The sequence below is a fragment of the Streptomyces sp. NPDC001002 genome (assembly GCF_053599215.1).
The window spans coordinates 13,467-37,656 of record NZ_JBSFLV010000033.1 but is presented as its reverse complement, the minus strand read 5'-3'; the positions used below and the strand labels follow the sequence as shown (position 1 = coordinate 37,656).

21 protein-coding genes are annotated in these 24,190 nt (G+C 71.4%); 12 read left to right on the top strand and 9 right to left on the bottom strand.

Annotated elements, in window-relative coordinates; translation table 11 throughout:
- Window positions 1-28: 28 nt before the first annotated feature.
- The 5 genes from ACWDR3_RS17350 to ACWDR3_RS17330 all read left to right on the top strand — a co-directional run bounded on the left by ACWDR3_RS17350 (window position 29) and on the right by ACWDR3_RS17330 (window position 6,733).
- Window positions 29-952: an N-acetylglucosamine kinase gene (locus ACWDR3_RS17350; protein WP_450353339.1), complete on the top strand. Its 924-nt coding sequence runs from the start codon at window positions 29-31 to the stop codon at window positions 950-952.
- Between the two features lie 187 nt (window positions 953-1,139).
- Window positions 1,140-3,071, top strand: a complete 1,932-nt coding sequence (locus tag ACWDR3_RS17345; protein WP_450353338.1) for a phosphatase PAP2 family protein — start codon at window positions 1,140-1,142, stop codon at window positions 3,069-3,071.
- A gap of 94 nt (window positions 3,072-3,165) precedes the next feature.
- Complete coding sequence (locus ACWDR3_RS17340) at window positions 3,166-4,857, top strand: ArnT family glycosyltransferase (protein WP_450353337.1); 1,692 nt, start codon at window positions 3,166-3,168, stop codon at window positions 4,855-4,857.
- A gap of 124 nt (window positions 4,858-4,981) precedes the next feature.
- Window positions 4,982-5,905, top strand: a complete 924-nt coding sequence (locus ACWDR3_RS17335) for a MurR/RpiR family transcriptional regulator (RefSeq protein ID WP_185145949.1) — start codon at window positions 4,982-4,984, stop codon at window positions 5,903-5,905.
- Window positions 5,906-6,364: 459 nt separating this feature from the next.
- Window positions 6,365-6,733 (top strand): hypothetical protein, encoded by a 369-nt coding sequence (locus ACWDR3_RS17330; protein ID WP_450353376.1) that lies wholly within the window; start codon window positions 6,365-6,367, stop codon window positions 6,731-6,733.
- 300 nt (window positions 6,734-7,033) lie between these two features.
- Here ACWDR3_RS17330 and ACWDR3_RS17325 read toward each other — a convergent pair whose 3' ends face one another.
- Both ACWDR3_RS17325 and ACWDR3_RS17320 read right to left on the bottom strand, forming a co-directional pair.
- Window positions 7,034-7,774, bottom strand: coding sequence for a peptidoglycan-binding domain-containing protein (locus tag ACWDR3_RS17325; protein WP_450353336.1), 741 nt, complete (start codon window positions 7,772-7,774; stop codon window positions 7,034-7,036).
- Between the two features lie 75 nt (window positions 7,775-7,849).
- Window positions 7,850-8,677, bottom strand: coding sequence for a hypothetical protein (locus tag ACWDR3_RS17320; RefSeq protein ID WP_450353335.1), 828 nt, complete (start codon window positions 8,675-8,677; stop codon window positions 7,850-7,852).
- 114 nt (window positions 8,678-8,791) lie between these two features.
- Here ACWDR3_RS17320 and ACWDR3_RS17315 point away from each other — a divergent pair, with 114 nt between their 5' ends.
- Both ACWDR3_RS17315 and ACWDR3_RS17310 read left to right on the top strand, forming a co-directional pair.
- Complete coding sequence (locus tag ACWDR3_RS17315) at window positions 8,792-9,529, top strand: TetR family transcriptional regulator (RefSeq protein ID WP_450353334.1); 738 nt, start codon at window positions 8,792-8,794, stop codon at window positions 9,527-9,529.
- A gap of 192 nt (window positions 9,530-9,721) precedes the next feature.
- Window positions 9,722-10,138 (top strand): Zn-ribbon domain-containing OB-fold protein, encoded by a 417-nt coding sequence (locus tag ACWDR3_RS17310; RefSeq protein ID WP_450353375.1) that lies wholly within the window; start codon window positions 9,722-9,724, stop codon window positions 10,136-10,138.
- Window positions 10,139-10,189: 51 nt separating this feature from the next.
- On the opposite strand, the gene ACWDR3_RS17305 is transcribed toward ACWDR3_RS17310, so the two are convergent.
- On the bottom strand, window positions 10,190-11,536 hold the full coding sequence (locus ACWDR3_RS17305) for a Gfo/Idh/MocA family protein (RefSeq protein ID WP_450353333.1): 1,347 nt from the start codon (window positions 11,534-11,536) through the stop codon (window positions 10,190-10,192).
- A 196-nt stretch (window positions 11,537-11,732) separates the two neighbouring features.
- On the opposite strand from ACWDR3_RS17305, the gene ACWDR3_RS17300 reads away from it, so the two are divergent.
- Window positions 11,733-14,510 (top strand): alpha/beta hydrolase family protein, encoded by a 2,778-nt coding sequence (locus tag ACWDR3_RS17300; protein ID WP_450353332.1) that lies wholly within the window; start codon window positions 11,733-11,735, stop codon window positions 14,508-14,510.
- 73 nt (window positions 14,511-14,583) lie between these two features.
- Here ACWDR3_RS17300 and ACWDR3_RS17295 read toward each other — a convergent pair whose 3' ends face one another.
- From ACWDR3_RS17295 to ACWDR3_RS17285, 3 genes are read right to left on the bottom strand one after another with little or no spacing between them, the layout of a single operon-like run.
- Complete coding sequence (locus ACWDR3_RS17295) at window positions 14,584-14,994, bottom strand: PPOX class F420-dependent oxidoreductase (RefSeq protein WP_450353331.1); 411 nt, start codon at window positions 14,992-14,994, stop codon at window positions 14,584-14,586.
- Between the two features lie 10 nt (window positions 14,995-15,004).
- On the bottom strand, window positions 15,005-15,763 hold the full coding sequence (locus tag ACWDR3_RS17290) for a type 1 glutamine amidotransferase domain-containing protein (RefSeq protein ID WP_450353330.1): 759 nt from the start codon (window positions 15,761-15,763) through the stop codon (window positions 15,005-15,007).
- 52 nt (window positions 15,764-15,815) lie between these two features.
- Complete coding sequence (locus ACWDR3_RS17285; protein WP_450353329.1) at window positions 15,816-16,994, bottom strand: MalY/PatB family protein; 1,179 nt, start codon at window positions 16,992-16,994, stop codon at window positions 15,816-15,818.
- 24 nt (window positions 16,995-17,018) lie between these two features.
- On the opposite strand from ACWDR3_RS17285, the gene ACWDR3_RS17280 reads away from it, so the two are divergent.
- The 3 genes from ACWDR3_RS17280 to ACWDR3_RS17270 all read left to right on the top strand — a co-directional run bounded on the left by ACWDR3_RS17280 (window position 17,019) and on the right by ACWDR3_RS17270 (window position 20,488).
- Window positions 17,019-18,080: a DUF3800 domain-containing protein gene (locus ACWDR3_RS17280; protein WP_450353328.1), complete on the top strand. Its 1,062-nt coding sequence runs from the start codon at window positions 17,019-17,021 to the stop codon at window positions 18,078-18,080.
- Between the two features lie 53 nt (window positions 18,081-18,133).
- Window positions 18,134-18,964: an SAM-dependent methyltransferase gene (locus ACWDR3_RS17275; protein WP_450353327.1), complete on the top strand. Its 831-nt coding sequence runs from the start codon at window positions 18,134-18,136 to the stop codon at window positions 18,962-18,964.
- Between the two features lie 141 nt (window positions 18,965-19,105).
- Window positions 19,106-20,488 carry a S1 family peptidase gene (locus tag ACWDR3_RS17270; protein ID WP_450353326.1) on the top strand — a complete coding sequence of 461 codons (1,383 nt, stop codon included), beginning with the start codon at window positions 19,106-19,108 and terminating at the stop codon, window positions 20,486-20,488.
- Window positions 20,489-20,596: 108 nt separating this feature from the next.
- On the opposite strand, the gene ACWDR3_RS17265 is transcribed toward ACWDR3_RS17270, so the two are convergent.
- Both ACWDR3_RS17265 and ACWDR3_RS17260 read right to left on the bottom strand, forming a co-directional pair.
- Window positions 20,597-20,782 (bottom strand): hypothetical protein, encoded by a 186-nt coding sequence (locus ACWDR3_RS17265; protein WP_450353325.1) that lies wholly within the window; start codon window positions 20,780-20,782, stop codon window positions 20,597-20,599.
- Between the two features lie 100 nt (window positions 20,783-20,882).
- Complete coding sequence (locus tag ACWDR3_RS17260) at window positions 20,883-22,058, bottom strand: ROK family protein (protein ID WP_450353324.1); 1,176 nt, start codon at window positions 22,056-22,058, stop codon at window positions 20,883-20,885.
- Window positions 22,059-22,235: 177 nt separating this feature from the next.
- Between ACWDR3_RS17260 and ACWDR3_RS17255 the strand changes: the two genes are divergently transcribed.
- On the top strand, window positions 22,236-23,438 hold the full coding sequence (locus tag ACWDR3_RS17255; RefSeq protein ID WP_450353323.1) for a Gfo/Idh/MocA family protein: 1,203 nt from the start codon (window positions 22,236-22,238) through the stop codon (window positions 23,436-23,438).
- A gap of 31 nt (window positions 23,439-23,469) precedes the next feature.
- On the opposite strand, the gene ACWDR3_RS17250 is transcribed toward ACWDR3_RS17255, so the two are convergent.
- On the bottom strand, window positions 23,470-24,168 hold the full coding sequence (locus tag ACWDR3_RS17250; RefSeq protein ID WP_402343672.1) for a L,D-transpeptidase family protein: 699 nt from the start codon (window positions 24,166-24,168) through the stop codon (window positions 23,470-23,472).
- Window positions 24,169-24,190: the final 22 nt, after the last annotated feature.

Sequence of the window (24,190 nt, the reverse complement as noted above, 5' to 3'; positions counted from 1 at the left end):
CGTCCACCGTCCCCGGGCCGGCGGAACGATGAAAGAGGAGTCCGTGCAGGACGCACCCCCCTCGAACCCTCTTGTGGTCGGTATCGACGTGGGCGGCACCAAGACGCACCTCCGCGCCTTCGCGGGGGACGCCGAGGTCGCCGATCACGTCCGGACGAGCAGCGGCTGGCGGCCGCACGATCCGGTCGCCGCCGCCGCGTGGCTCGCCGCCCTGGTCGTGGACGCCCTGCCCACCGGCGCGCGTCCGTCCGCCCTGGCTCTGGGCGGACACGCCTGCGAGACCCCGCGCCAGTGCGCGCAGATCCGTACCGCCCTGCAACTCCACTTCGACGCGCCCGCGCTGGTCGTGGGCGACGCCGAACTCCTCGTGCCCGCGGCGGGCCTGGACAAGGGCGTCGGCCTGGTGGCCGGCACCGGTTCCGTGGCCGTGGGCCGACTGCCCGACGGCACCCCCGTTCAGGTCGGGGGCTGGGGCGCGGTGCTCGGCGACGAGGGCGGCGCCGCCGGTCTCGTCCGGGAGGCCGCGCGTGCCGTGTGGGCGGCCCACGACCGGGGCGAGGCACCCGACGCGCTGGCCCTCGGCCTCGTCGAGGCGTTCGGCGTCGCCGAAGTCCCGGCGCTGGGCGACGCGTTGGAGAGCGCCAAGGACGTCTCCGCCGAGTGGGGCAGGCGCGCACCCTTCGTGTTCGCCGCCGCCGACGCGGGCTCCGCACTCGCCCGAACCGTGATCGCCGAGGCCGGCCGCTCCCTCGCCGCGCTCGTCGGCCGGCTCGCCGCGCGCGGGGTCCCGGTGGACGACGTGGTGGTCGCGGGCAGCACCGTCCTCGCCCAGCCCTCGCTGTACGGGGCGTTCGCCGCAGCCCTCGCGGAATCCGTGCCCGGAGCACGCCCGCAGCCGTTGCGGGTGTCCCCGGTCGAGGGCGCCGTGCGGCTGGCGCGTTCGATCCTCTGAACCACGGTCGGACCGCGTTCACGCAGCCGCCATGCCGCGGTCGCCGGGCCACCCCTGACGGGACAACGCCCGGCCATAGATCTTCACTCAGGCACCAACAGGACGCGCCGGACCCACAGTTCCCTCGCGTCCCGCGCACGATCTCCCTCCCGGCCGCAGGGCCGAAGAACTCAAGAGAGGCACACGCATGCCGTCACCAGTCGGGCACCGCTCCCCCTCCATCGGTCAACTCGCCGTCGACCGGCGGGGGTTCCTCAAGAGCTCGCTGGGTGTCTCGGCCGGAGCGCTGGCCGCGCCGACCCTGGTGACCTGGCTGGCCGCCGCCGACGCCAAGGCCGCGACCGCGCCCCTGCCGTTCGTCGACGACTACAAGACCAACGTCATCGCGAACCTGACGCCCGAGACCAACGCGGTCGTGCGGATCCTCGGCGGCTTCGCGAAGGTGTGGAAGACCGGCGGCGCCTGGAACACCGGCACCCCGCTCCGGCCCGAGGTCCTGCGCGCCAACATGCGCTACTGCGCGAAGATCACCCGCACGCGCACGGACGCCCAGGCGAAGGAAGCCTTCATCTACGACCGCCAGCACCAGAGTTACGCGATGATCGCGGCCCTGGGTCCGCTGGCCGACCTCTACAAGTCCGGTGCCCTGGCTGTCACTTCGATCACCAGCGCGCCCGACGGCACGCCCGCCACCAAGATCGACGACGCCGTCCCGGCCGGCGCGCCCGCCGGCTCCGCGCTCGGCGCCGGTTCGCACGACTCCGCGCTCGGCAAGGTCGCCGAACTGGTCGACACCGTGCGCGGCCCGTACGCCTCCGGCAACCCCGGCAAGTACGCCTACCAGTACCCGCGTCCGTGGCGCATGAACGAGGACAGCGAGGTCGTCGACACCGGCACCACCGACGCGCTCGGCTTCCCCGTGTACGACTCCGAGGTGGTCGTCGCCCCGCAGCTGCTCCGCCAGCGCAGCACCTCCCCGACGGACGACGCGGGCTACCCGAGCGGCCACACCAACGCCTTCCACCTGGCGGGCCTGGCCTACGCGTACGCCGTGCCCGAGCGCTTCCAGGAACTGGTGACCCGGACCCTGGAGCTGAGCCACACCCGGATCGTGGCCGGCATGCACAACACGGTCGACGTCATCGGCGGCCGCATCATGGCCACCGCGCTCGCCGCCGCCACCCTCGCCGACCCGGCGAACGCGGCCCTCAAGAGCGCGGCCCGCGCCCAGGCCCTGGCCTACTTCGAGGCGAAGACCGGCACCACCGCCGACACCCTGTACGCCTACGCGCACTCCGCCGGCACCGACACCGACAAGTACGCCGACCGGGAGGCCAACGCCCGTGTCGTGGAGCCCAAGTTCACGTACGTGCTGACCCGCCAGGGCCGCAGCATGCCCCTGACCGTGCCGAAGGGCGCGGAGGTGCTCCTGGAGACGCGGCTGCCGTACCTGGACGCGGCCCAGCGGCGCGAGGTGCTGCGCACGACGGCGCTGCCCTCGGGGTACGTGCTGCTGGACGGCTTCGAGCAGTGGGGCCGGCTCAACCTGTTCGCGGCGGCGGACGGGTACGGCGCCTTCGACTGCGACGTCACCGTCACGCTGGACGCGGCGGCCGGGGGCTTCGGCGCGGCCGACAGCTGGCGCAACGACATCGACGGCGACGGCGGCCTGACCAAGCGCGGCACCGGGACGCTGACGCTGACGGGCCACAACAAGTACACGGGCGGCACCACGGTGACCGCCGGCGTCCTGGCGACCGCTTCTTCGCACGCCCTGGGCCACGGCGACGTACGCGTGACCGGCGGCACCCTGCGCCTGGGCGAGCCCGTCCAGGTGCACGGCCAGTACGCGCAGGAGTCGGCCACGCTGGAGCTGCCGCTGCGCTCGGGCCACTCGCCCGCCCTGGAGATCACCCGGCGCGCGACCCTCGGCCGGGGCAGCGTGCTGTCGCTGCGGCTGGACACGCACAAGCCGCCGACCGCGGGCAGCACGGTCCGCGTCCTGTCCGCATCGGCGCTGCGCGGACAATTCGACCGCGTCGAGCTGAACTCCGACCGGCTGCGGGCCGTACCCGTCTACACGACGGACGGTCTGTCGGTACGACTCCTGAAGCGGTAACGCCCTCGGTGGCGGGAGCTGATGCGAAGGTAGGGCCCATGAGAAGGGTCCGGATCACTCCCGCCGCCTCGCGGTCGGTGTCACCGCGGGGCGGATGATGGCGCAGGAACAGCACTCGGTGCTCGAACCCGGGACTCTCGACGACGCGGACACCCCGCCGGAGCCGAAGGCCACGACGCCCGCACGGCTCCCGGCCAGGCGTTGGCTGGTGCCGCTCCTCGTGGTCCTGCTGCTCGGGCAGTTGGCCGCCGCGATGGCGACCACCGCGGTCCAGCAGACACCGACCATCGACGAGCCGGTGTACGTCGGCACGGCCGCCGACTACCTCCACGAGCACCGCATCCGCTTCAACCCCGAACACCCGCCGCTCGGCAAGCTGGTGATCGCTGCCGGGGTGGCGGTCGCCGACCCGCACGTGGACACCAACTACAAGGGCGACCAAGGGGAGTTCGGGCGGCATCTGCTGTACGAGTCGGGCAACGATCCCTGGCAGCTGATGTTCTGGGCGCGGCTGCCGGTGATGGTGCTGACGCTGCTGTTCGGGCTCGTCGTGTTCGCCTTCGCGCGTGAACTGGCGGGCGCCGTCGCGGGGTTGGCCGCTCTCGCCCTGTACGCCTTCTCCCCCGACATCGTCGCCCACGGCTCGCTGGCCACCCTCGATGTGCCGGCGGCCGGGTTCGTGCTGACGTCCGCGTGGCTGCTGTGGCGGGCACGCCAACGGCCGCGCCTGTACGTGCCGTTGGCCGGGATCGCGCTCGGCGCGGGCCTGGCCACGAAGATGAGCGTGCTGCCGGTCGTGCCGGTGCTGTTGGCACTGGCCGCGTGGTCGGTGTGGCACGGCGGTTCGGTGGACCGGCGCAAGGCGGTGCTGCGGGCGCTCGCAGGTGCGGCCGTCGTGGCGGGGGTCGCCGTGGCCGTCGTATGGGCGTCGTATCTCGTGGTGGATCCACGGCTGCGTGCGTCGTCCATGGACCCGGTCCCGGCCGTGCACGGGCTGAAGGGGCTGGTGGTGGATCTGCTGCCGCTGCCCGGGTCGTACAAGGACGGGATGCGGCTCCAGTTCGGGATGGAGGCCTACCCGTGGCAGGGGTTCCTCTTCGGGCATGTGTACACGGGCTCGCTCTGGTACTACCTGCCGGTCGCGCTGCTGGTGAAGACGCCGCTGGGCATGCTCGCGCTGTGGGCCGCCGGGGCGGTCGTGCTGGTCGCGGTACCGCGGCTGCAGCCCTCGGCGCCGTACGTGCTCGTGCCCGCCGCGGTGCTGCTGGCCGCGGCCATGACGGGGTCGCGGGACTTCGGGACGCGGTACGCGGTGTTCGTGCCGATGTTCCTCGCGGTGGCCGCAGGGTGCGTGCTCGCGGTGCGGTGGCGGTGGGCGCCCCTGGTGACGGGGGTGCTGGTGGCGTTCGTCGCGGTCAGTTCGGTGCGGACGTATCCCTACTATCTGCCGTACTCCAACGAGGCGTTCGGCGGGCCGGCGAAGACGCATCTGCGGCTGCACGACTCCAACGTGGACTGGGGCCAGGACCTGGGGCGGCTCGCCGACCGGCTGCGTGAGCGGTACGCGGGCGAGCGGATCTGGCTGGTCTACAAGGGCAGTGGGGTGCCGTCCTACTACGGGATCGACGCGGCCGACCCGCGTGACGTGCCGGAATCCGAGGTGCACGGGCTGCTGGTGGTGTCGGACTCGTCGGTGGCCAAGGCGCGCGGACGGCTGGCCGAACTGATCGACAGCAGTCGCGCGGTCGACGAGGTCGGTCATTCGATCACCATCTACCGGCGGTGACTCCGCGTCCGGCGGCGTGACCTGAGCATCCGTTCTCCGTACGGCATATGCCCTCTCACAAACCCCTGTGGTGACAGCGTGTGAGCTATGTTGAGGCACTGTGGGAGACAAAGGAGGCGCACCGGTGCCATCGCCGCAGCAGGCACGCGCACAGGCATCCGCCATCACCTCGGGCAAGACCGCACCGGAGGTCGAGGCCGCCCCGGCCTCCCAGCTCAGGACCCTCTTCGACCGGCCCCGGCTCTCCCCGGGCCAGCGCCGCATCGCCCAGTACCTGATCGAGCACATCACCGAGGCCGCGTTCCTCTCCATCACCGACCTCGCCGAACGTGTCGGCGTGAGCCAGCCCTCCGTGACGCGCTTCGCCGCGGCCGTGGGCTTCAGCGGCTACCCGGCGCTGCGCGAGAAGCTCCAGTCCATCGCGCTCGGCACGCTGGCCGGCGGGCCCGCGGCGACCGAGGAGAACGGCAGCAACGAACTCCAGTCGGCGGTCGACGCCGAGATCGAGAACCTGGAGAACCTGCGGCGCGACTTCGCCGACCCCGACCAGCTCATCGAGATGGGCCGCAAGCTGTCGGAGTCGACCCCGCTGACCATCCTCGGGCTGCGCATCTCGGCCTCGCTCGCCGAGTATTTCGCCTACGCCGCGCGCCGTATCCACCCGGACGTGCGGCTGGTGACGCGGGGTGGCAGCGTCGCGTACGACGCGCTGCTGCAGTCGCGCGAGGCGGGCGGCACCTGGGTGCTGGCGTTCTCGATGCCCCGGCACGCCCACGAGACCCTCACGGCGGTCCGGGTCGCGCGCAGCGCCGGGCTGCTGGTCGCCCTCGTCACGGACCTGGCGCTCGGTCCGGTGGCCGACGAGGCCGACGTCACCTTCGCCACCGCGACCGGCTCCCGCCTGGTCTTCGACTCCTATGCCGCACCCGGTGTGATGGCCGCCGCGCTGCTGCAGGCCATGACCGACGCGGACCCCGAGCGCACCCAGGCGCGCCTGGAGGAGTACGAGCAGATCTCCGACCAGCACCAGTTCTTCCTCAGGGACTGAACTCAGAGGGTCCCGCTATCGCCGGGGGTGTACCCCGCGGCCATGTCGGCCACTTCGGTCATTTCGTGGCACGGACGGATCATCCGCCATATATCACGCATGAATGTTTTCATGCGCCTTGCAAAGCGGACGGCATATATAAATACTGCTCACGGATCGCGCTCCGGCTCACTCCGGAACACGTCCGCGCCCCCGTCCCCGCCGCCCCATCCGCCCGCAGAAAGCCGACGGTCCGCCCATGCGCACGCCGCTCCTCTCGTCGCGCCGGCACCGCCTGCCCTCGCGGGCTCCTGTACGAGCACCCGGGGCCGCCGTCTCCTACCCGCGTCGGCGCCCGGGGTGTTCGGTAGGGCCTCGCCCGTGCGAGGACCCGTGGCGGCCCCGGTCATCCCCTAGACCGGGGCCGCCCGTCACCGTCGGACCACCCTCCACGACGCCGCACATCCTGGAGCGATGACCATGCAGATGACGACCACCCGCGTCAGCCCGGACTGGCCGTGCCAGGTCAAGTCGCCCGGCAGCTACGACTGGGAGCGCTCGGCGACCAAGTGGCTGCGCGAGCTGGTGCCGGCGCGGTACGCCAGCTACCCGGCGCTGATCCGCCACCCCGTGCTGCTCGCCCGGCACGCGCAGATCCAGGTCCAGCACGAGATCCGGGTCGCGCGCACCGCCCTGCAGACCGCCCGCGCGGACCTGCCCGCCCTGGGCCTGCCCGAGTCGGTCATCGAGCACACGATCAAGCTGTACGCGGCGGAGGTGATGCAGCTCCAGCACATCGCGCGCAGCGTGCGGGCGGTCACTCAGGCGCTGGTCGAATCGGCACGCTGACGTCGGGCGCGCCGGCCTGCGGGGCACCAACCTCCGGAGCGCGGCCCGTCGTTCACTCGTCGCCCCGGTGCCGCCAGTACCAGAACAGGCCCACGACGAGGGCCAGCAGGAAGACCATGGGCAGGATCAGGCCCGGGATGCGAGTGCCGTTCATGGGTGGTGCCTTCGGCTCGGGACGGGCCGGGCGTCTCGCACGCCGGCCATGAGCCCATGGTGCCGGGCACGCGATACCCGTCCACCTGCCTTTTCCCCACCCGTTGCCCGGCGTTCGAGACCGTGCGGGACAACACCCCGGCCAGGTCAGCCGGTTCCGGCCGCCGTCCGCGATTCGAGGGCCTGGCGGGTGTCGTTGCCGTAGACGCCGGTCTCGTCGCCCCGGATGCCGTACCAGAGCTGGAAGCGGGCCACCGCCTCGGTGAGGGTGGTGTCGTAACTGCCGTTGGTGGAGCCGTCCTTGTAGACGTCCGGGATGCGCAGCAGGCGCTGCTGGAGGTCGGTCACCGCGGCGCCGCTGTCACCCTCGCGGAGGGTGCCCGCGCCGTCGGGGTCGCCCGTGCCCGGGTCCGAGGCGGCCGGGGTCGGGTCGGCGGACGCGGTCGCCGGTGGCGCCGCCGTCGCGGCGTCGGTGCGGCCGGGGAGCAGAAGGGCGCAGCCGAAGCCGACGACGGCAGCCGCGCCGACCCCGATCACCACGGCGGCACGACGGTGTCCCGGGCCGAAGCCGAGGCGACCGACGGCACGCGGCGGGCGTGGGGGCACGGCGGCCGGCCTGGCGGCGGATCGTGCGGCCGGCCTGGCAGCTGGTCTTGCGGCTGTTCCGGTCGTGAACTCGTCGGCAACGGGCGGGAGTTCCTCCGTCTCCTCGTCGGTCCACGCGTACGGGTCCCGTACGGCCACGGCCTCACGGTCGCGGTAGTCCTTGTCCTGGCGTATGTCCTTCAGTAACTGCGCCAGCGCGTCGGTGCGGCGCGGGCGCAGTACGCGCACGGGCTCCAGCGGTGGGCGGTCGTCCGGTGACCCGGATCCGGGCGGTGTCGGCACAGCGCACTCCTTCCGTCCCTGACAGGGACCTCCGCCGTCCCTCGGGGAGTGATACGCACCGCCCGCCCCGGGAGTTCAGCGACCGAGGAACCCGCGAAGGGACTCCTTGAAGGCCGCCACGAAGCTGTCCCGGCGTGCCTCGTCGAGGACGTCCAGGGACAGGTACGGGTTGAGGTCCTCCAACTCGACCAGCAGCAGCTCGCCACCCGGGGCGCGGCAGGCGTCGACCCGCTGGATGCCGTGCTCGACGGTGTTCCAGTCGATGAAGCCACGGGCGAACTCCAGGTCCTCGCCGGTGGGTTCGTACGGTTCCAGGTCCCAGCGCCGGTCGGTGTGCGGGGCGTTGAGGGCGTACTGGAAGCCGTGGTCGACGAAGTAGAAGGAGACCTCATAGACGAAGTCGATGCGCGGCTGGACCAGGACGGTGCCGTCCACCAGCGGGGGCAGGCGGTCGGCGGGCACGATCGACAGGCCGACCGAGTCGGCGCCGAACTTGGGCTTGACCACGTACTCGGCCGTCTCGGGCAGCCGGTGCAGGTCCGCCACGCGGTCGACAGTGGGGATGACCGGGCGGCCGGCGGCGCTCAGGTCGAGCAGGTACTGCTTGCCTGCCATGTCGGCGCGGCCCGTGAGCTGGTTGTAGACCCGCGTCCCGCTCGCGGCCGCCTTCGCGCGGAAGGCGTCGTACTCCGCCTGGTAGCCGAGGACCGGACCGCTGTTGCGGACGACGACGCCGTCGAAGGCGTCCATCAGCGCGGCGGCGTCCCGCGGGTGGCACAGCGCGACGTCGAAGTCCTCGCGCAGGCGCGAGGTCAGGAATATGTCCTCGTCGCAGTATCGGCGCCCGCGCGCCGGGTACGCCAGGTCACTGACGTACAGGAGACGGGATCTGAGGGAAGGCATGCAGGGAGGCTATGCGAGGGGCACGCGGACGCCCGGGCAGGGGTGAAGCACTCAGTTCCCCGAAAGGGGCGCACTGAGTGCCATCGACGCCGCCCGGGTGTTACGTTCCCGTCCATGAGCTCCAGCGGTGCGGCGACGGGTCGCGGTGAGAAGGCGCGGCCGGGCGTACGACCGCCCATGCGGGACGCCCTGGTCGCGGCGGCCTTCCAACTGTTCCTGGAACGCGGCTACGAGCAGACGACGGTCGACGACATCGTGGCGCTCGCGGGCGTCGGACGGCGCTCGTTCTTCCGGTACTTCCCCTCCAAGGAGGACGTGGTCTTCCCCGACCACGAGGGCTGTCTCGCGGACATGACGACGTATCTCGCCGACAGCGCGGACGAGGACGAGCCGGTGCGGCGGGTGTGCGACGCGGCCCGGCTGGTGCTGAAGATGTACGCCGAGAACCCGACCTTCTCCGTGCAGCGCTACCGCCTCACCAAGAAGGTGCCGGGGCTGCGGGCCTACGAGCTGTCCGTGGTGTGGCGCTACGAGCGGGCCCTCGCCGAGTACCTGCGCGCGCGTTTCGCCGGCCGGCCCGACGGGACACTGCAGGCCGACGTGATCGCGGCCGCCGTGGTGGCGGCACACAACAACGCCCTGCGCTCCTGGCTGCGTTCGGACGGACAGGGGGACGCGAGCGCCACGGTGGACCACGCGCTGGGGTACGTCCAGTCCGCGTTCGGCGTCGGTGCTCCGCCCGTCCGGCCCGTCGGGGAGCAGCCGGAGGACGTGGTGGTCGTCGTCTCCCGGCGCGGGGCTCCGCTGTGGCGGGTCGTGCGGGAGATCGAGACGGCGCTCGACCGGGACTGACCGGCGCCCGCCCGAATTCATCGAGGGAACTTCATTGAGGGAACCTCGGGAACCTCATTGCGGGAACCCGAAATTATTGAGGGAACCGAGTGCCTTTACCGCTGACACTCAGTGCCATACGCTGAATCCGTGCACGGTCGCACCGCGAACCGCGCACGTCGGATTCCGGCCGAGCGCAGGGGGTTGACCAGCGTGTACCACCACTCAGCGAGCGTCGTTCGTCAGACAGCCGGCTCCTCGGCGGGCCTACTCGATCCCGCGGCGGCGCCGGCCTCGGACGCCGTCCTCTTCCAGCGCTGCACCTGGTGCGGGACGGCCATGTACCACCGGCTGCTGTGCCCGGTCTGCCAGGGCAGCGACCTCAGGACGGAACGCAGCGAGGGCACCGGCACGGTCCGCCACTCCACGATCGTGCACCGCAACACCCCGGCCGCGCGCAATGTGTCGCTCGTCGAGATGGCCGAGGGGTTCGTTGTGCGCGGCCGGGTCATGGGCCCGCCGATCGGCATCCACAGCGGCGACCGGGTGCGACTGTCCACGGCGAAGGACCCGGTGCGCGGCGAGCCGGTCTTCCAGCTCGTCGACGAGCCCTACCGCGCCTGGACCTGACGGCCCGTCACGTAAGGCGGGAGTGGCCGGCCGGGAACACCTAGATCCCCCTCACCGCTCCCACACCCCCGGCACCAACTCCCGTACCGCCACCGGCCGTCCGGTCTCGAAGCACCGGTTCGCCGCGAGCCCCACGGCCAGCGCGAGGGCACCGTCGCGCTCGGTGGCCGTCGGATGCGCGACCCCCTCGGCCTGCGGCAGACGCCCTACGTCCACGGGACCGAAGAGCGCGTCGAGCATCCGCGGGTCTCCCCCGCCGTGGGCCTCGTGCGAGGCATCCAGTGGGATGTCGACCGGGGCCTGCCACAGCGGACGCAGCGTGAGACGCGCGCCGCCCGCGTGCTCGGCCGCCGTGTCCCCGTGCAGGGCCCCGCTGTCCGACGCGACCCGCGTCCGGGGCCGCGTCCAGCCGCTCTCCTCGACCTCCAACTCCAGCCGCCCCGCACTGCCGTTGAACATGACCCGGTAGCCCTCCCACGGGGAGTAGGCCGTGAGGTGGTACGTCATCGTCGCGCCCCGCGTGTAGCGGACCAGGAGCGCCATGTCGTCCTCGATGGTGACGGGGCCGCCGAAGACGTTGCGGTCCCGGAGGTATCCGTCGTCACCCTCGGCGTCGAGATAGAGGGCACGCAGGGTGTCGTTGTCGGCGAGGTCCAGCGCGAAGGGGTCGTCGGCGGCGGGGGCGGCGCCGTGGGCGCGGTCGTAGTCCCGGCGCAGTCCGTGGCGGGCGCCCGCTTCGGGGCCGTAGAAGCCGAGCCGTCCGTAGCCGAAGACGTCCGAAGGCTCGTCGGCGAGCCACCAGTTGACCAGGTCGAAGTGGTGGCTCGACTTGTGCACCATCAGTCCGCCGCTGTGCCGCTTCTCGCGGTGCCAGCGACGGAAGTAGTCCGCGCCATGGCGCACGTCGAGAAGCCACTCGAAGTGGACGGACAGGACCTCGCCGATCGCGCCGTCGGCGAGCAGCGCCCGCACCCGTTCGTGCACCGGGTTGAAACGGTAGTTGAAGGCGACGGTGAGGGAGTTGCCGGTGGCGCGGACCGTGTCGAGGATGCGGGCGCAGCGGTCGGCGTCGACGGTCATCGGCTTCTCGGTGACCACACGGCAACCGGCCTTCAGGGCCGGGACGATGTAGCGGTCGTGGGCCGCGTCGACGGTGGTGACGACGACCTCGTCGATGCCCTCCTCCGTCAGCAGGTCGGCGAAGCGGTCGGGGTTCCACTCGGTGGCGGCGGGTTCGCCGGCGTCGGTCAGCAGGCGGTTGTGGAAGGCCATCCGGGTCGGGTTCGGGTCGCACAGGGCGGCCACGCGGTGGCCGGGGCGGTCGGCGAGGCCTCGGGTGAAGGTCTGGGCACGGTGGCCGGTGCCGACGACGGCGGCACGCAACGGGGTTCGGCTCATTCCCAGTGCCCTTCCCGGACTCCGGGCACCCATGCCCGTCGGCTTCCGATGCCCTTCGCGGATTCCGGGCACCCATGCCCTTCGGCCGAATTCCTGATCACAGGCAACCCACAGGCGCCCTCGCCCGTCCTCCGGTACGCGAGAGGCCTCCGCTGACCAACGGGGCGCCTGAGCTGAGAACTTGAGGAGGGCAACCTTGATCCGTGCCCGGCGAATATGGGTGACCGCCGCGACGGTGCTCGCGGTGGCGGGGGGATCGCCAGGCTTGGCGCAGGCGGCTCCGCCGTCCGACGCCAGACCGATCACGACGGCGGCCGACAGTGACGGCGGACTGCCGCCGGGCTGGCGGATCGCCGGCGGGGGTGACGACCGGCAACTGGTGTGGCGTTCCACCAAGCCGGTACCGATGGGAGACGCCCGCGTCGACTTCTACGCGGGGGACCGACTGCTCGGCCACCCCGCGCCTGGGAAGGACGGGCGCACTTTCCGTCTCGATCTCCAACAGGCCGATCCAAAAGCTGATTTGACGGACCTTCAGGTGAGGTCCGGTGGGCGGGAGTTGAACGCGGCAGGACGCGTCGAGACCCCGAGCGGCAAGCGGTCCGCTGCGGCCACGCCGCCCGCCCCGCTCCCGGCGAACTCCGTGGACCCGGGCAAGCCGGGCTCCTACCGCACGAGCACCGGCGAGTACGACCTCGACCCGGTCAAGCTCCCCGGCTTCCCCGAACCGGTCGAGATGCAGGCCGTGGTGGTCGCGCCGAAGGGCGCCACCGGCAAGCGTCCGCTCGCCCTGTTCCTGCACGGCCGGCACCCCACCTGCTACGCCGGTGAGGACATCGAGGGCGACTGGCCCTGCCCGCAGGGCACCAAGCCGATCCCCAGCTACCGGGGTTACCTGCGCGACCAGCAACTCCTCGCCTCCCAGGGCTACGTGACCGTGTCGATCTCCGCGAACGGCATCAACGGGCAGGACTGGGCGGCCGAGGACGGCGGCGCCCAGGCCCGCTCCTCGCTGGTGCGCCAGCACCTCGCCCGCTGGGCCGACTGGGCCGCCAACCCGGCCTCGGCGCCCGCGGTCGTCCGCGACGCGCCCAAGGCCGACCTCTCGCGCGTGCTGCTCGTGGGCCACTCGCGAGGCGGCGAGGGCGTCAACCGCGCGGCCATGGACAGCCTCTACCCGCCGCCGGCCGCACAGGACGGCTACCACGGCCGGGTGCGCTGGCACATCCGCGGCACCGTCCTCATCGGCCCGACGATCTTCGGCCAGAACCCGGTCGCGGACGTGCCCTCGGCGACGATCCTGCCGGGCTGCGACGGCGATGTCTCCGACCTCCAGGGCGAGGTCTACGTCGACGGCACCCGCAGTGTCAGCCGCGGCGCGGCTCTGCACAGCGCGGTCTACGTGGTCGGCGCAGACCACAACTTCTTCAACTCGGAGTGGACGCCCGGACAGGCCGAGGCGCCCGCCTGGGACGACTTCTACGAGGACCCGGACCAGCGGGACGCGGTCTGCTCGCCGGGCACCGCGACCCGGCTGACCGCCGACCAGCAGCACAAGGCGGGCAGCACCTACATCGCGGCGGCGGCCCGGCTGTTCGTCGCCGGTGACGACCGGGTACGGCCGCTGCTCGACGGCTCGGGCAAGCGGGCCCCGTCGGCCGACCCCGCGCGGGTGCTCACGCACGCGGTCGGCGCCAAGCGGGCCGGCGGTTTCCTGCCGGACGGCAAGATGTCGGTGACCGGCGGCAAGCTGTGCGCGGTCGTGGACCCGTCTCCCGCCAAGGCGTGCCTGGGTGCGGACACCAACGGGAGTTCGCCGCACTTCGCCCAGTGGGACACCACGCATGAGGTCGGCCGCCGCGCGGTCGCGCTGAAGTGGTCCGCGGCCGGATCGGCCGTGAAGGTGCGCCCCGGCACGCCGGTCTCGCTCAACGGTGCCAAGGACCTGTCCCTGCGGGTGATCGTGCCGCCCAACTCGACCGGCACCCGCCTCGACGTCGCCCTCACCGACACCCACGGCAAGCGCGCCACGCTCGGTGGCGTCAAGGTCGACGGGCTGCCGGGCACCGAACGGACCAGCTCCTACTGGGCCCGCGAGGTACGCGTCCCGCTGACCGCCGCCACCCGCGCCGGTCTCGACCTCAAGCACATCAAGTCCCTTGACCTGACGCCGCGTTCAGGCTCAGGACAGGCCTGGCTGATGGACGCCTGGGGCTGGCGCACCGGCACTCCCGCGGTCACGGCACCCGCGCTGCCCCGCGTCGACATCGGCCGATTGACCGTCAAGGAGGGCGACTCGGGCGTGCGCACCTACAAGGTGCCGGTGCAGGTGTCCGGTCGCGGTTCCGGCCAGGTGCGTCTCTACGTCCTCGACCCGGTCACCGGCGGGGAGAAGGAAAGCCTGGTGACGGTCCACCCGGGCGGCAACGACATCAACGTGTCGGTGAAGGTGGAGGGCAACACGCGCTTCTCCTACGGCACGCAGGACGACGTGGTCGTGAAGGCCGTACGAGGTGCGGTCGTCGGCGCCCATCGCGGGGGTGTCCTCGTCGAGGACGACGATCCCCAGCCGACGGTCACGGTGACGCCGGTGGCCGACCGGGTGACCGAGGGGCAGCCGCTGCGCTGGAAGATGACGCTGTCCGAGACGGCCGACGTGGACCTGGGGGTGTCGTTCGGCATCCTGCCGGTCACCGACGGCCCGGAGCTGTCGACGAAGGACGTGGACCCGCAGTGGCTCGCCGAGAACACGGGCGAGGAGCCCGATCCGGAGCGTCCCCTGTCCTCGCTGCAGTACCTCTCCCTGTTCGGCTACGTGCCCGCGGGTGAGCTGAGCGCGGAGGTGTCCCTGCCCACGATCACCGACCAGGTGACGGAGCCGACCGAGTCCGTCCGGTTCCAGCAGCTGAACGACAACGGGGAACCGCAGGAGGGCGGCGCGATCCTCAACGGCACGGTGCTCGACGCGTCGTAGCCGATCCTCCCGCCGATACACGAGCCGCGCGGCACTCCCCCGAAAGCCGGCAACCGGAGTGCCGCGCGGTTCGTCATTCGGCGGCGGTGCCGGGCTCGGGGCCGACCAGGCGCACGCGGATGCCGACGGTCCCGTCGAGCCCGCGTCGCAGCCTGCTGCCGAGGAGCGTGAGCCGGCCCATGATGCCGTACTTGCGGGTCAGGAGCTTGCGGTAGTGGGCGACGGTGGCCGCGTCGGTGATCTCGGCGGTGGCCGGGATCGAGTCGCCGGTCGGGTTGCCGCGTACGTCGCAGGGGCCGACGAGGACATCGCCCCGGGCCCGGATCCGCTTGACCTTCCAGGAGTCGGCCACCGTCCACACACCGAGGGTGTCCCCGTCGCGCACCACCCAGACCGGGGTGGCGACCGTGGTGCCGTTCTTGCGGTAGCTGGTGACCAGCAGGTACTTGCCCGCGGCGAGCCGGTCCAGCGTGGAGTCGTCCATGGCGCGCAGTCTATGCACCGGCGGTGGAACCCAGGAGTCCGAGGTAGCGACGGGCGAAGAGATACGCGTCGCCGGGCCAGCGCGCGGACAGATAGGTGCCGTCCTCGACGACGAAGGCATGCGTGTCGTCGCTCGCCGTGCCGCGCCGCGTCAGCTCCCGGGGACCGCGTTCGAACTGCGCGCCCGGGTCGCCGAGCGCGCCCCGCACCTCGTCCTCGACGTACTCCGGGTAGGTGCGGTAGTAGCGGCCCAGCCGCCAGGCGGTGCTCAAGTAGGCGCCGCGTTCCATGTACTTGGGCAGACAGGTCGTCCGACGGTCCGTCAGAACACCGCGTCCCGTGGCCGGATCCGCGGTACGGGCCAGCACCAGGACGCCGTGGCAGATGGCGCCGACGGGCCGGCCCAGTGCCCAGAACAGCCCGACCTGGCGCCGCAGTTCGGCCGAGCCGAGGTACTGCCGCATACCGGGCGCGTGCCCGCCGGGCAGCAACAGCCCGTCGTACGCCGTCACATCGAGGTCGGCCCAGGCGACCGTGTCGCTGAACTCCGGTGCCCGGGTGAGCTGTTCGTAGAACCGCTTGGGTTCGTCGGCCGCGCCGAGCTGCCCGAAGATCACGCCGGTCAGCAGGCGCGGGTCGGCGGCGGGCCGGGTGCCGGCGCGTTCGGTGGCGAAGACGACCTCGTGCCCCGCGTCGGTGAGCACCCGCCAGGGCACGGCCACCTCGGTGACGTCGAAGTCGCGGTCGGGAAGCGGCATCAGCACACGCATGTGCTCATGATGGCAGCCGACGTCGCGTGTGCATGACACCCCCGGCGGCCGCTCAGCCGAGCGCCGCCGCCATCCGCCGTACGCCCTCCTCGATCACCTCCGGCGAGGTCGCCAGATTCAGGCGTACGTGACCCGCCCCGCCGGTGCCGAAGCGGGCACCGGGGCTAAGTGCCACCCGTCCCCGCTCCAGGAAGACGTCGGCAGGGTCGTCGCCGAGACCGAGTGCGCGGCAGTCGAGCCAGGCGAGGTAAGTCGCCTCGCCCGGACGGCAGTTGACGGCCGGGAGGTGTGCGGCGAGCAGGTCGGTGAGCAGCCGCCGGTTCTCGTCGAGCCCGGCGCACAGCGCGTCGAGCCAGTCGGTTCCGTCCCGCAGGGCCGCGGTGTGGGCGATGGCGCCGAGGTGGCTGGGCCCGTGACTGACCTCTTCGGGCAGTCGGGCGAGGTCGGCCGCGGCCGCGGGGCCCGCCACGGCGAGCGCGGCCTTCAGCCCTGCCAGGTTCCAGCCCTTGGAGGCGGACATGAGCGACAGGCCGCACTCGGCGTCTGGCACGCTCAGATACGGCACGAAGTCCACGCCCGAGGCGGTCAGCGGGGCGTGGATCTCGTCGACGACCACGCGCACGCCGTAGCGGTCGGCGAGAGCGGCGACCGCGGCCAGCTCGTCGGCGGTGTGCACCGTGCCGGTCGGGTTCTGCGGGCTGCACAGCAGATAGGCGGCCCGCCCGCCGCCCGCGACCGCCTGCCGGAAGGCGTCCTGCAGCACGTCGAGGTCGATGCGCAGGTCGGGGCCGAGCGGTGCCTCGACCACGCGTCGGTCCATGTGCTCGATGAACTGGAAGAACGGCGGATACACCGGCGGGTTCACCACCACCGGATCGCCGTTCCCGGTGACCAGCCTCAACATCTCAACGATGCCCATCATCACGTCGGGCACGATCGCGGTGCGCTCCACCGCGCACCCGTCCCAGCCCCACCGCTTCTCGGCGAACTCGGCCAGCGCCTCGGCGTAGGCGGTGCCGGCCGGGTATCCGGTGTCGCCGAGCGCGAGGGCGTCGGTGAGCGCGCGCAGCACGGGTTCGGCCAGCGGCACATCCATCTCGGCCACCCACAGGGGCAGGACGTCCGGCGGGTAGGTGCGCCACTTCATGCTCGTACGACATCGCAGGCGGTCGAGGGTGAGGGCGCGCAAAGGGTTTGCGTCACCTGTGGTGTGGTGCGCGATCCTGGTCATGCGCTCAAGATAGGGGGCTGTGGTGTGACCTGGAACGACGCGTACGGGCCGCGGGTGGTGGAGGTCGCCTGCGACGAGTCGGGGTCGGACGGCGAGAATCTGACCGGCGGGAACACGGACGTGTTCGCGCACGCCGGTGTGCACCTGCCGATGGATTCCGCCGCCGCGTACGTGCAGGAGATCCGGGACCGCATCCGCTCACCCGCCAAGGAGTACAAGGCCAATCACCTGCTGCGGGAGAAACACCGGGCGGTGCTGGAGTGGCTGCTCGCGCCCGCGGGGCCGATCCACGGGAACGCGAAGGTGCATCTCACCGAGAAGACCTTCTTCGTCGTGGACCGGGTCGCCGACCTGCTGCTCGGCGGCGGTCCGGAGGGACTCGCCCTGTTCCGCGCGGGCCCGCGGGTGCTCGGCGAGGAGCCGTGGCGGGAGTTCCTCCAGGCGGCCAACCAGCTGCTGCGGATCAGGAACGACGGGGAGGCGGGCGAGCCCGTCGACGTCTTCTTCCGGACGGTGGAGGCGCTGCGACGCGCGCATCCCGGTACGGACCTCGCGCTGATCCTGGAGCGGCTCGCGGCGGCCCGCCCGCGCGCCGACGCCTATCGGGCGCGGGTCCTGTCCGGGCCGGTCCTGGTCCCCGTCCTCAATCCGCTGCTGCCGGCGATCGTGGGAACGGCCGCGTTCTGGAGCGCGGGCGGGCGCACCGTGCTGATGACGCACGACCGGCAGAACATGCTGACGCCGGAACGGATCGCCTGGATCCAGGAGACGGCGCGGCGGGCCGGAGTCGGGCTCGGCGAGGTGCGCCTGGTGCACTCGCGTCTGGACGCGCGCGTTCAGGTCGCCGACTATCTCGCCGGGATCGCCCGCAAGATCGCCTCGGACGTACTGAACCGACGGGCGGACCCAGAACTGACCGCGTTGCTGCGCCCGTACGTCGACCCGGCGTCGCCGTGGGGTGACGAGCGCAGTTGGGCACTGCTGGCGGGTGACGGCGCGGGGAACACCGGGAGCGGGACCGCGCCGGAAGGTGCCGGGAAAACAACCCACCCGGTTCCCTCGGCAGACATCAACTCGGCAGTCTAGATTGCCACTTGACACATCCGCTCCCCCCACCAGGCCCTCCAGGAGCTGACCCCGTGACGGAGAACATGCCAGCCACGGACGATCCCGCCGCGACCCTGCGCAGACGCATCGACACCCTGCGCCCGCACGCGGCCCGGATCTGGAACTACTGGCTCGGCGGCGGCGACTACTACGAGGTCGACCGGGTGGCCGGCGACCGGATCCGTGAACTGCATCCGGCCATCCACGACTACGCCCGCGCCGACCGGCAGTTCCTGGGCCGCGCCGTCAGCCACCTCGTCACCGAGGCGGGCGTCCGCCAGTTCCTCGACATAGGCACCGGGCTGCCCACGGCCGACAACACCCACGAGATCGCCCAGCGGCACGCCCCGGAGAGCAGGATCGTCTACGTCGACAACGACCCGCTCGTGATGGCCCACGCCCGCGCCCTGCTCACGAGTTCCCCGGAGGGCCGCACGGACCACCTGGACGCGGATCTGCGCGATGTCGACACGGTCCTTGAACGGGCGGCCAGGACACTGGACTTCAGCCGGCCGGTGGCCCTCATGCTGCTGGGGGTGGTCATCTTCCTGCCCGACGAGGAGGATCCGTACGCCGTCGTCCGCCGGTATCTGGACGCTCTCCCGGCCGGCAGCCACCTCGTTCTGTCCCACACCATCAGCAGCCCGGAGATCCCGGACATGGACGAGGCGGTCAGGTTCTGGAACGAGCGCGGTATCCCGACGCTCACCCAGCGCAGCCCGCAGGCCGTGAGCCGTTTCTTCGACGGACTGGAGCTGCTGGAGCCGGGGGTGGTGTCGTGCTCGCGCTGGCGGCCGGAGGGGCCGCCGGAGGCGGTGCCGCGGGAGGTGGCGATGTACTGCGGGGTGGGCCGCAAGCCGTGAGCGGAACGGCCCGCGAAACGGTAAGAAGATCACGCGTGCTCTGAACGCCTCCGCCTCCGCACCCGTTATGGAGGGAGGGCACTCAACGACCGGAGGGCCCCGCGGTGTTGAGGCCGCGCGTTCGGGGTTCGGGAGCCATTGATGAGGCACGCACGACGACGGATCGTCCGGCGGGTTACACGGCTGGCGGCAGTCGGCGGACTCCTCCTGGGAGGAGCGATGGTGACGCAGGCCGCCATGGCGAGTGAACCCTCCGGCACGTCCGCCGTCCCGTTCAGCTCCAAGGACACCGCCACGAACGAGGGTGCCCGACTCGCCGCCCGGCTCGGCACCTCGCGTACGGCGGGCAACTGGATCGGCGCTGACGGGAAGCCGGTCGTCGCCGTGACCGACGAGAAGACGGCCGCCGAGGTGGAGCGGGCCGGAGTCGTGGCGAAAGTGGTCAGCCACAGCATGAACGAGCTCAAGTCGGCCGCCTCGACGCTGCGTTCGGCACCCCGGGTGCCCGGCACGGCCTGGGTGATGGACTACCGCAACAACCAGGTGGTGGTGCAGGGCGACAGCACGGTGTCCTCCTCCGACTGGTCCAGGATGACCCAGGTCGCGGGCGACATCGGCACCTTCGTGAAGACGGAGCGCACCCAGGGCACCTTCACCACCCGGCTCAACGGCGCGCAGCCGATCCTGTCGACCGGCGGGCGCTGCTCGGCGGGCTTCAACGTGACGAACGGGCAGAGCGACTTCATTCTCACCGCCGGGCACTGCGGTCCGACCGGCTCGCTGTGGTTCGCGGACAACCAGGGCACCCAGCAGGTGGGCAAGACGGTCCAGCAGAACTTCCCCGGCGCCGACTTCTCGCTGATCCAGTACGCGAGCGGCACGGCGGGCGCGGGCGCCGACGTCGTCTCCATCGGCAACGGCAACGGCGTGCGGATCACGGGCGTGGGCGATCCGTCGGTCGGCGAGCGGGTGTTCCGCAGCGGCAGCACCAGCGGTCTGCGCGACGGGCAGGTGACGGGGCTGAACGCGACGGTGAACTACCCCGAGGGCACGGTGACCGGCCTGATCGAGACCAATGTGTGCGCCGAGCCCGGGGACAGCGGCGGCCCGATGTTCTCCGAGGGCATCGCGCTGGGCATCACCTCGGGCGGCAGCGGCGACTGCACCTCGGGAGGCACGACGTTCTTCCAGCCGGTGACCAAGGCGATGACCGCGCTGAACGTCCAGATGATCGTGTCGAAGCAGGCGGCGGCCGGGCAGAACGCCTCGCAGGCACCGACGCCGGCCGCCTCGGCGACGCACAGTGCGATCGCCCCGGGTTCGACCACTCCGGGCTCCTCGGCTCCCTCGTCGGGCATCGAGAACGGCGCGACGCTGCTGGCCCGGATCACGGACCCGCAGAACGTCGGTCCCGGTCTGCTGGTGATCGCGGGCAGCATCGTCGCGCTGGTGGCCACCCGCTTCATCCGGGCCGAGCAGGACCGCAAGGCGTATCAGCGCCAGTACCGGGCGATGTGGGGATGAGCCAAGGGAAAGGGCACCCGTCCGGTCGGATCGGGTGCCCGCGTGGGTCTTCGGAAGGTCGACGAGGTCTCGGCCCGAGGTCGGTCGAGGCTCCGGTCGGCGTGCGGGTCAGGCCGCGTGCGCCGGCTGCGGGGCCGCGGCGGCCCACTCCAGCACGAGCCGCTGGTACTCCTCGCGCTGCTCGCCGCTCAGTGTCCCGCCCGACCGGTGCCACAGGGCCCGGATCTCCTCGTTGACCTCGTCTGCCGAGCGATCGGAGGCGGGTTCAACAGTGGTGGACATGGTGTGAAGCATACGGCCCGACGGGTGAAGGCGTTGTGAGTAACCGGCAGATAAACCGGCAATTCGGACCGTGTTACTGATCACGTGTATCTGCCCACATCCAGCCCGAAGTTCACGTCTGCGCAGGTCCGAGCACCAGGACCTGGATGGCCAGCACGGCGGCGCCGCGGGCCCAGTCGTGGAAGTCCGAGACCTTTGTCTCCAGGGCGACCCGGGGAGCCAGCGGGTGCCGGTGGGTGCGGACGGTCTCCTCGACCGTGTCCCCGGCCACATCCATGAGACCGACGCCCTCGCCCGCCAGGAGGATCTTCTGCGGCATCGCGAAGTTGGCGATGTGGGCGACCAGGATGCCCAGCGCACGGGCCGCCTCGTCGATCACGCGAGCCGGTCCTGGGGTGCCGGCGGCGGCCAGGGCGAGGATCTCCTCGTAGCTGTGGTCACGGCCGGTGGCCGCGTTGATCTGGTAGCGGATGTTGCCGATGGTCAGCAGGGAGACGGCGCTGCCGCGCTCGCCGTCGGGGGTGAGCGGGCCGTCGGGGGCGAGGATCCAGTGGCGGCCGAAGCCGCGGTCCTCCTCGGCGTTCGACACCCGTCTGCCGCCCTGGACCAGGCCGTAGCCGATCCCGGCACCGATGGTGAGGACGACGAAGCGGTCCAGGCCGCGCCCTGCGCCGAACCAGGTCTCGGCCTCGACCAGCGCGGCGACGTCGTTCTCGACGACCACCGGCAACCCCGTGCGTTCCCGCACCAGTTCGGCCAGCGGGACGTCCCGCCACAGCAGGAACGGCGACTCGCGCACCACGGCACGGTCCTCGACCAGGCCGCCCACCCCGATGCCTATGCCGGCGAGACCAGGGTGCGCGCGCGTGAGCTCCTTGGTCATCTCGGCGAGCAGGTCGGCGACCCGTTCCGGTTCCCGGGAGTCCAGCGGGCGGTCGTGGCGGGCGACGATGTCGCTTCTGAGGGTGGTGACGACGCCGTAGACCATGTCGGCGGTGATCTTGAAGCCGATGAAGGAGCGGGATTCGGCGACCACGTCCAGGGGCTGCGAGGGGCGGCCCTGGCGCACCTCCGCGGAGCCGGAACCGGAGCCGGCGCCGGCCTCGGCGACCTCGACCAGGAGGCCCGACTCGATCAGCGGCTTGGTCAGCCGGGTGAGGCTGCCCGCGGAGAGGCAGAGCCGGCGGGCGAGTTCGGTGCGCGACAGCGGCCCGTGCACGAGCACCTCGATCGCCACCGAACGCTCACCCGTGCTCAGCGGGAGCCAGCTGGCGGCATGCGTGGTCATGGACGTCGTTCTCCCCATGAATTAGTTTCACCGTAGAAGCAACAGGCACACCCTAGAGCCGTGGGATGCGCAAGCAAAGATGTCAGCACATTCCCGCAGACATCTTGACGAGACGATTCTTTCGCAACAAAAGTAAGTGGTCGCGAGGATTCTCGACCAGCGAAGGACACGCCTCACATGACGTTCTCGATCGGCATCGTCGGCGCCGGGCAGTTCTCCGGCCAGTTCGCCACCCTGTTCCATGCCCATCCCGGCGTCAGCGACGTCTACGTCACCGACCTGCTGCCCGAGCGCGCCCAGCAGCTCGTCGACGCCCAGGGGCTGGCCGGCACCTTCCCGTCGTACGAGGCGATGCTGGAGTCGGCGGCCGTGGACGCGGTCGCGATCTTCACGCAGCGCTGGACGCACGGCCCGCTGGTGCTGCAGGGCCTGAACGCCGGCAAGCACGTGTACTCCGCGGTCCCCATGGCGATCACCACCGACGAGATCGCCGCGATCATCGACACGGTCCGCACCACCGGACTGACGTACATGATGGGCGAGACCAGCCAGTACAACCCGGCGACCGTGCACGCGCGCAACCAGATCGCCGAGGGCGCCTTCGGGCGGATCTTCTACGCCGAGGGCGACTACGTCCACGACATGGACCTGGGGTTCTACGAGGCGTACCAGTACAGCGGCGGCGAGAACTGGAAGGAGACCGCCAGCTATCCCCCGCTGCTGTACCCGACCCACTCGGTCGGCGGGGTGCTCGGCGCCTGGCAGACGCACGCGGTGAGCGTGTCCGCGATCGGGGTGGTGGACGAGCGCGGGGACGGGGTGTTCGACAAGGAGGTCAGCCAGTTCGGCAACGACTTCTCCAACGCCACCGCGCTGTTCGAGGTGGCCGGCGGCGGCTCGTTCCGCACGAACGAGTTCCGGCGGGTGGGCTATCCCTCGCAGATCAGGGAGTCCCGTTTCCGGTTCTTCGGGACCGACGCGAGCATGGAGCAGCTCGCGACGGTGGCCTTCTGGCAGGACAAGAAGGGGGTGCAGGACATCAGCGAGCTGCTGGAGCCCAAGCCCACCATGTCTCCTGACGATCCGTCACTTCAGCACATCGCGCCGGATCTTCGGGCCGCCTTCACCTCCGGCTCGGCGCCGGTGCACGACCGGGCGCGGCTGCCGCGGGAGTTCGACCACCTGCACAACGGCCACGAGGGCAGCCACCACTTCCTGGCGGACGACTTCGTGACCGCGGTCAACACCGGCACGCTGCCCTCGGTGAACGCGTGGGTCGCGGCCCGCTACACCCTGCCGGGCATCATCGCGCACGACTCGGCGCGGCAGGGTGGGGCCAGGCTGGACATCCCGGACTTCGGGGACGCGCCCGAGGCGTGACGAAGTCCCGTACGCCGGGCGCCCGTCGGTATCAGGTGCCCGGCTTGCGGCCGTAGACGAAGACGTCGTCGCCCTTCTTCAGCAGCGACCAGTACTTCTTGGCGGTGGTCTTGGTCATGTTGACGCAGCCGTGCGAGCCCGGCGGGTTCCACATGCTGAGGTTGACCGAGTGGAAGGCCTGGCCGCCGTCGAAGAACTGGCTGTAGGGCATGGGCACGTCGTAGATGTTCGAGACGTGGTCGATGTCGCGCCAGTAGATCTTCTTCAGACCGGTGCGGGTCTCGTAGCCGTTGCGGCCGGTACGGACCGGGACCGGGCCGTAGACCAGCCTGCTGCCGTCCTGGATCCAGCTGAGCTGGAGCGTGAGGTTGACGCAGGCGATGCGGCCCTTGTTGGTGGGGCACTTGCCGTCCCTGTTCGGGTTGTTCCCGACCGCCTTCTGCTTGTTCATCAGGTTCATCACGCCCCAGGTGACGGAGCCCGCGTAGCCGATGTTCGGCGTGATGCCGTGCTTGGTCTGGAAGGCCTTGATGGCCTTGCAGTCGGCGGTGGACTGCTTGCCGTCGACCGGCCGGCCGAGGAACTTCTCCACCTGCTTCTGATAGGGCCCGGCCTGCGTGGTGCAGTTCGTGGCCGCCTGCGCGGGCGCGGTGCCGAGCGCGAGTCCGAGCGGTACGACGAGTCCGGTGATCCCCAGTGCGACGGCGCCCCGTCTGCGTATGTCCCCCATGGTGGGCCCATTCCCCTTCTTG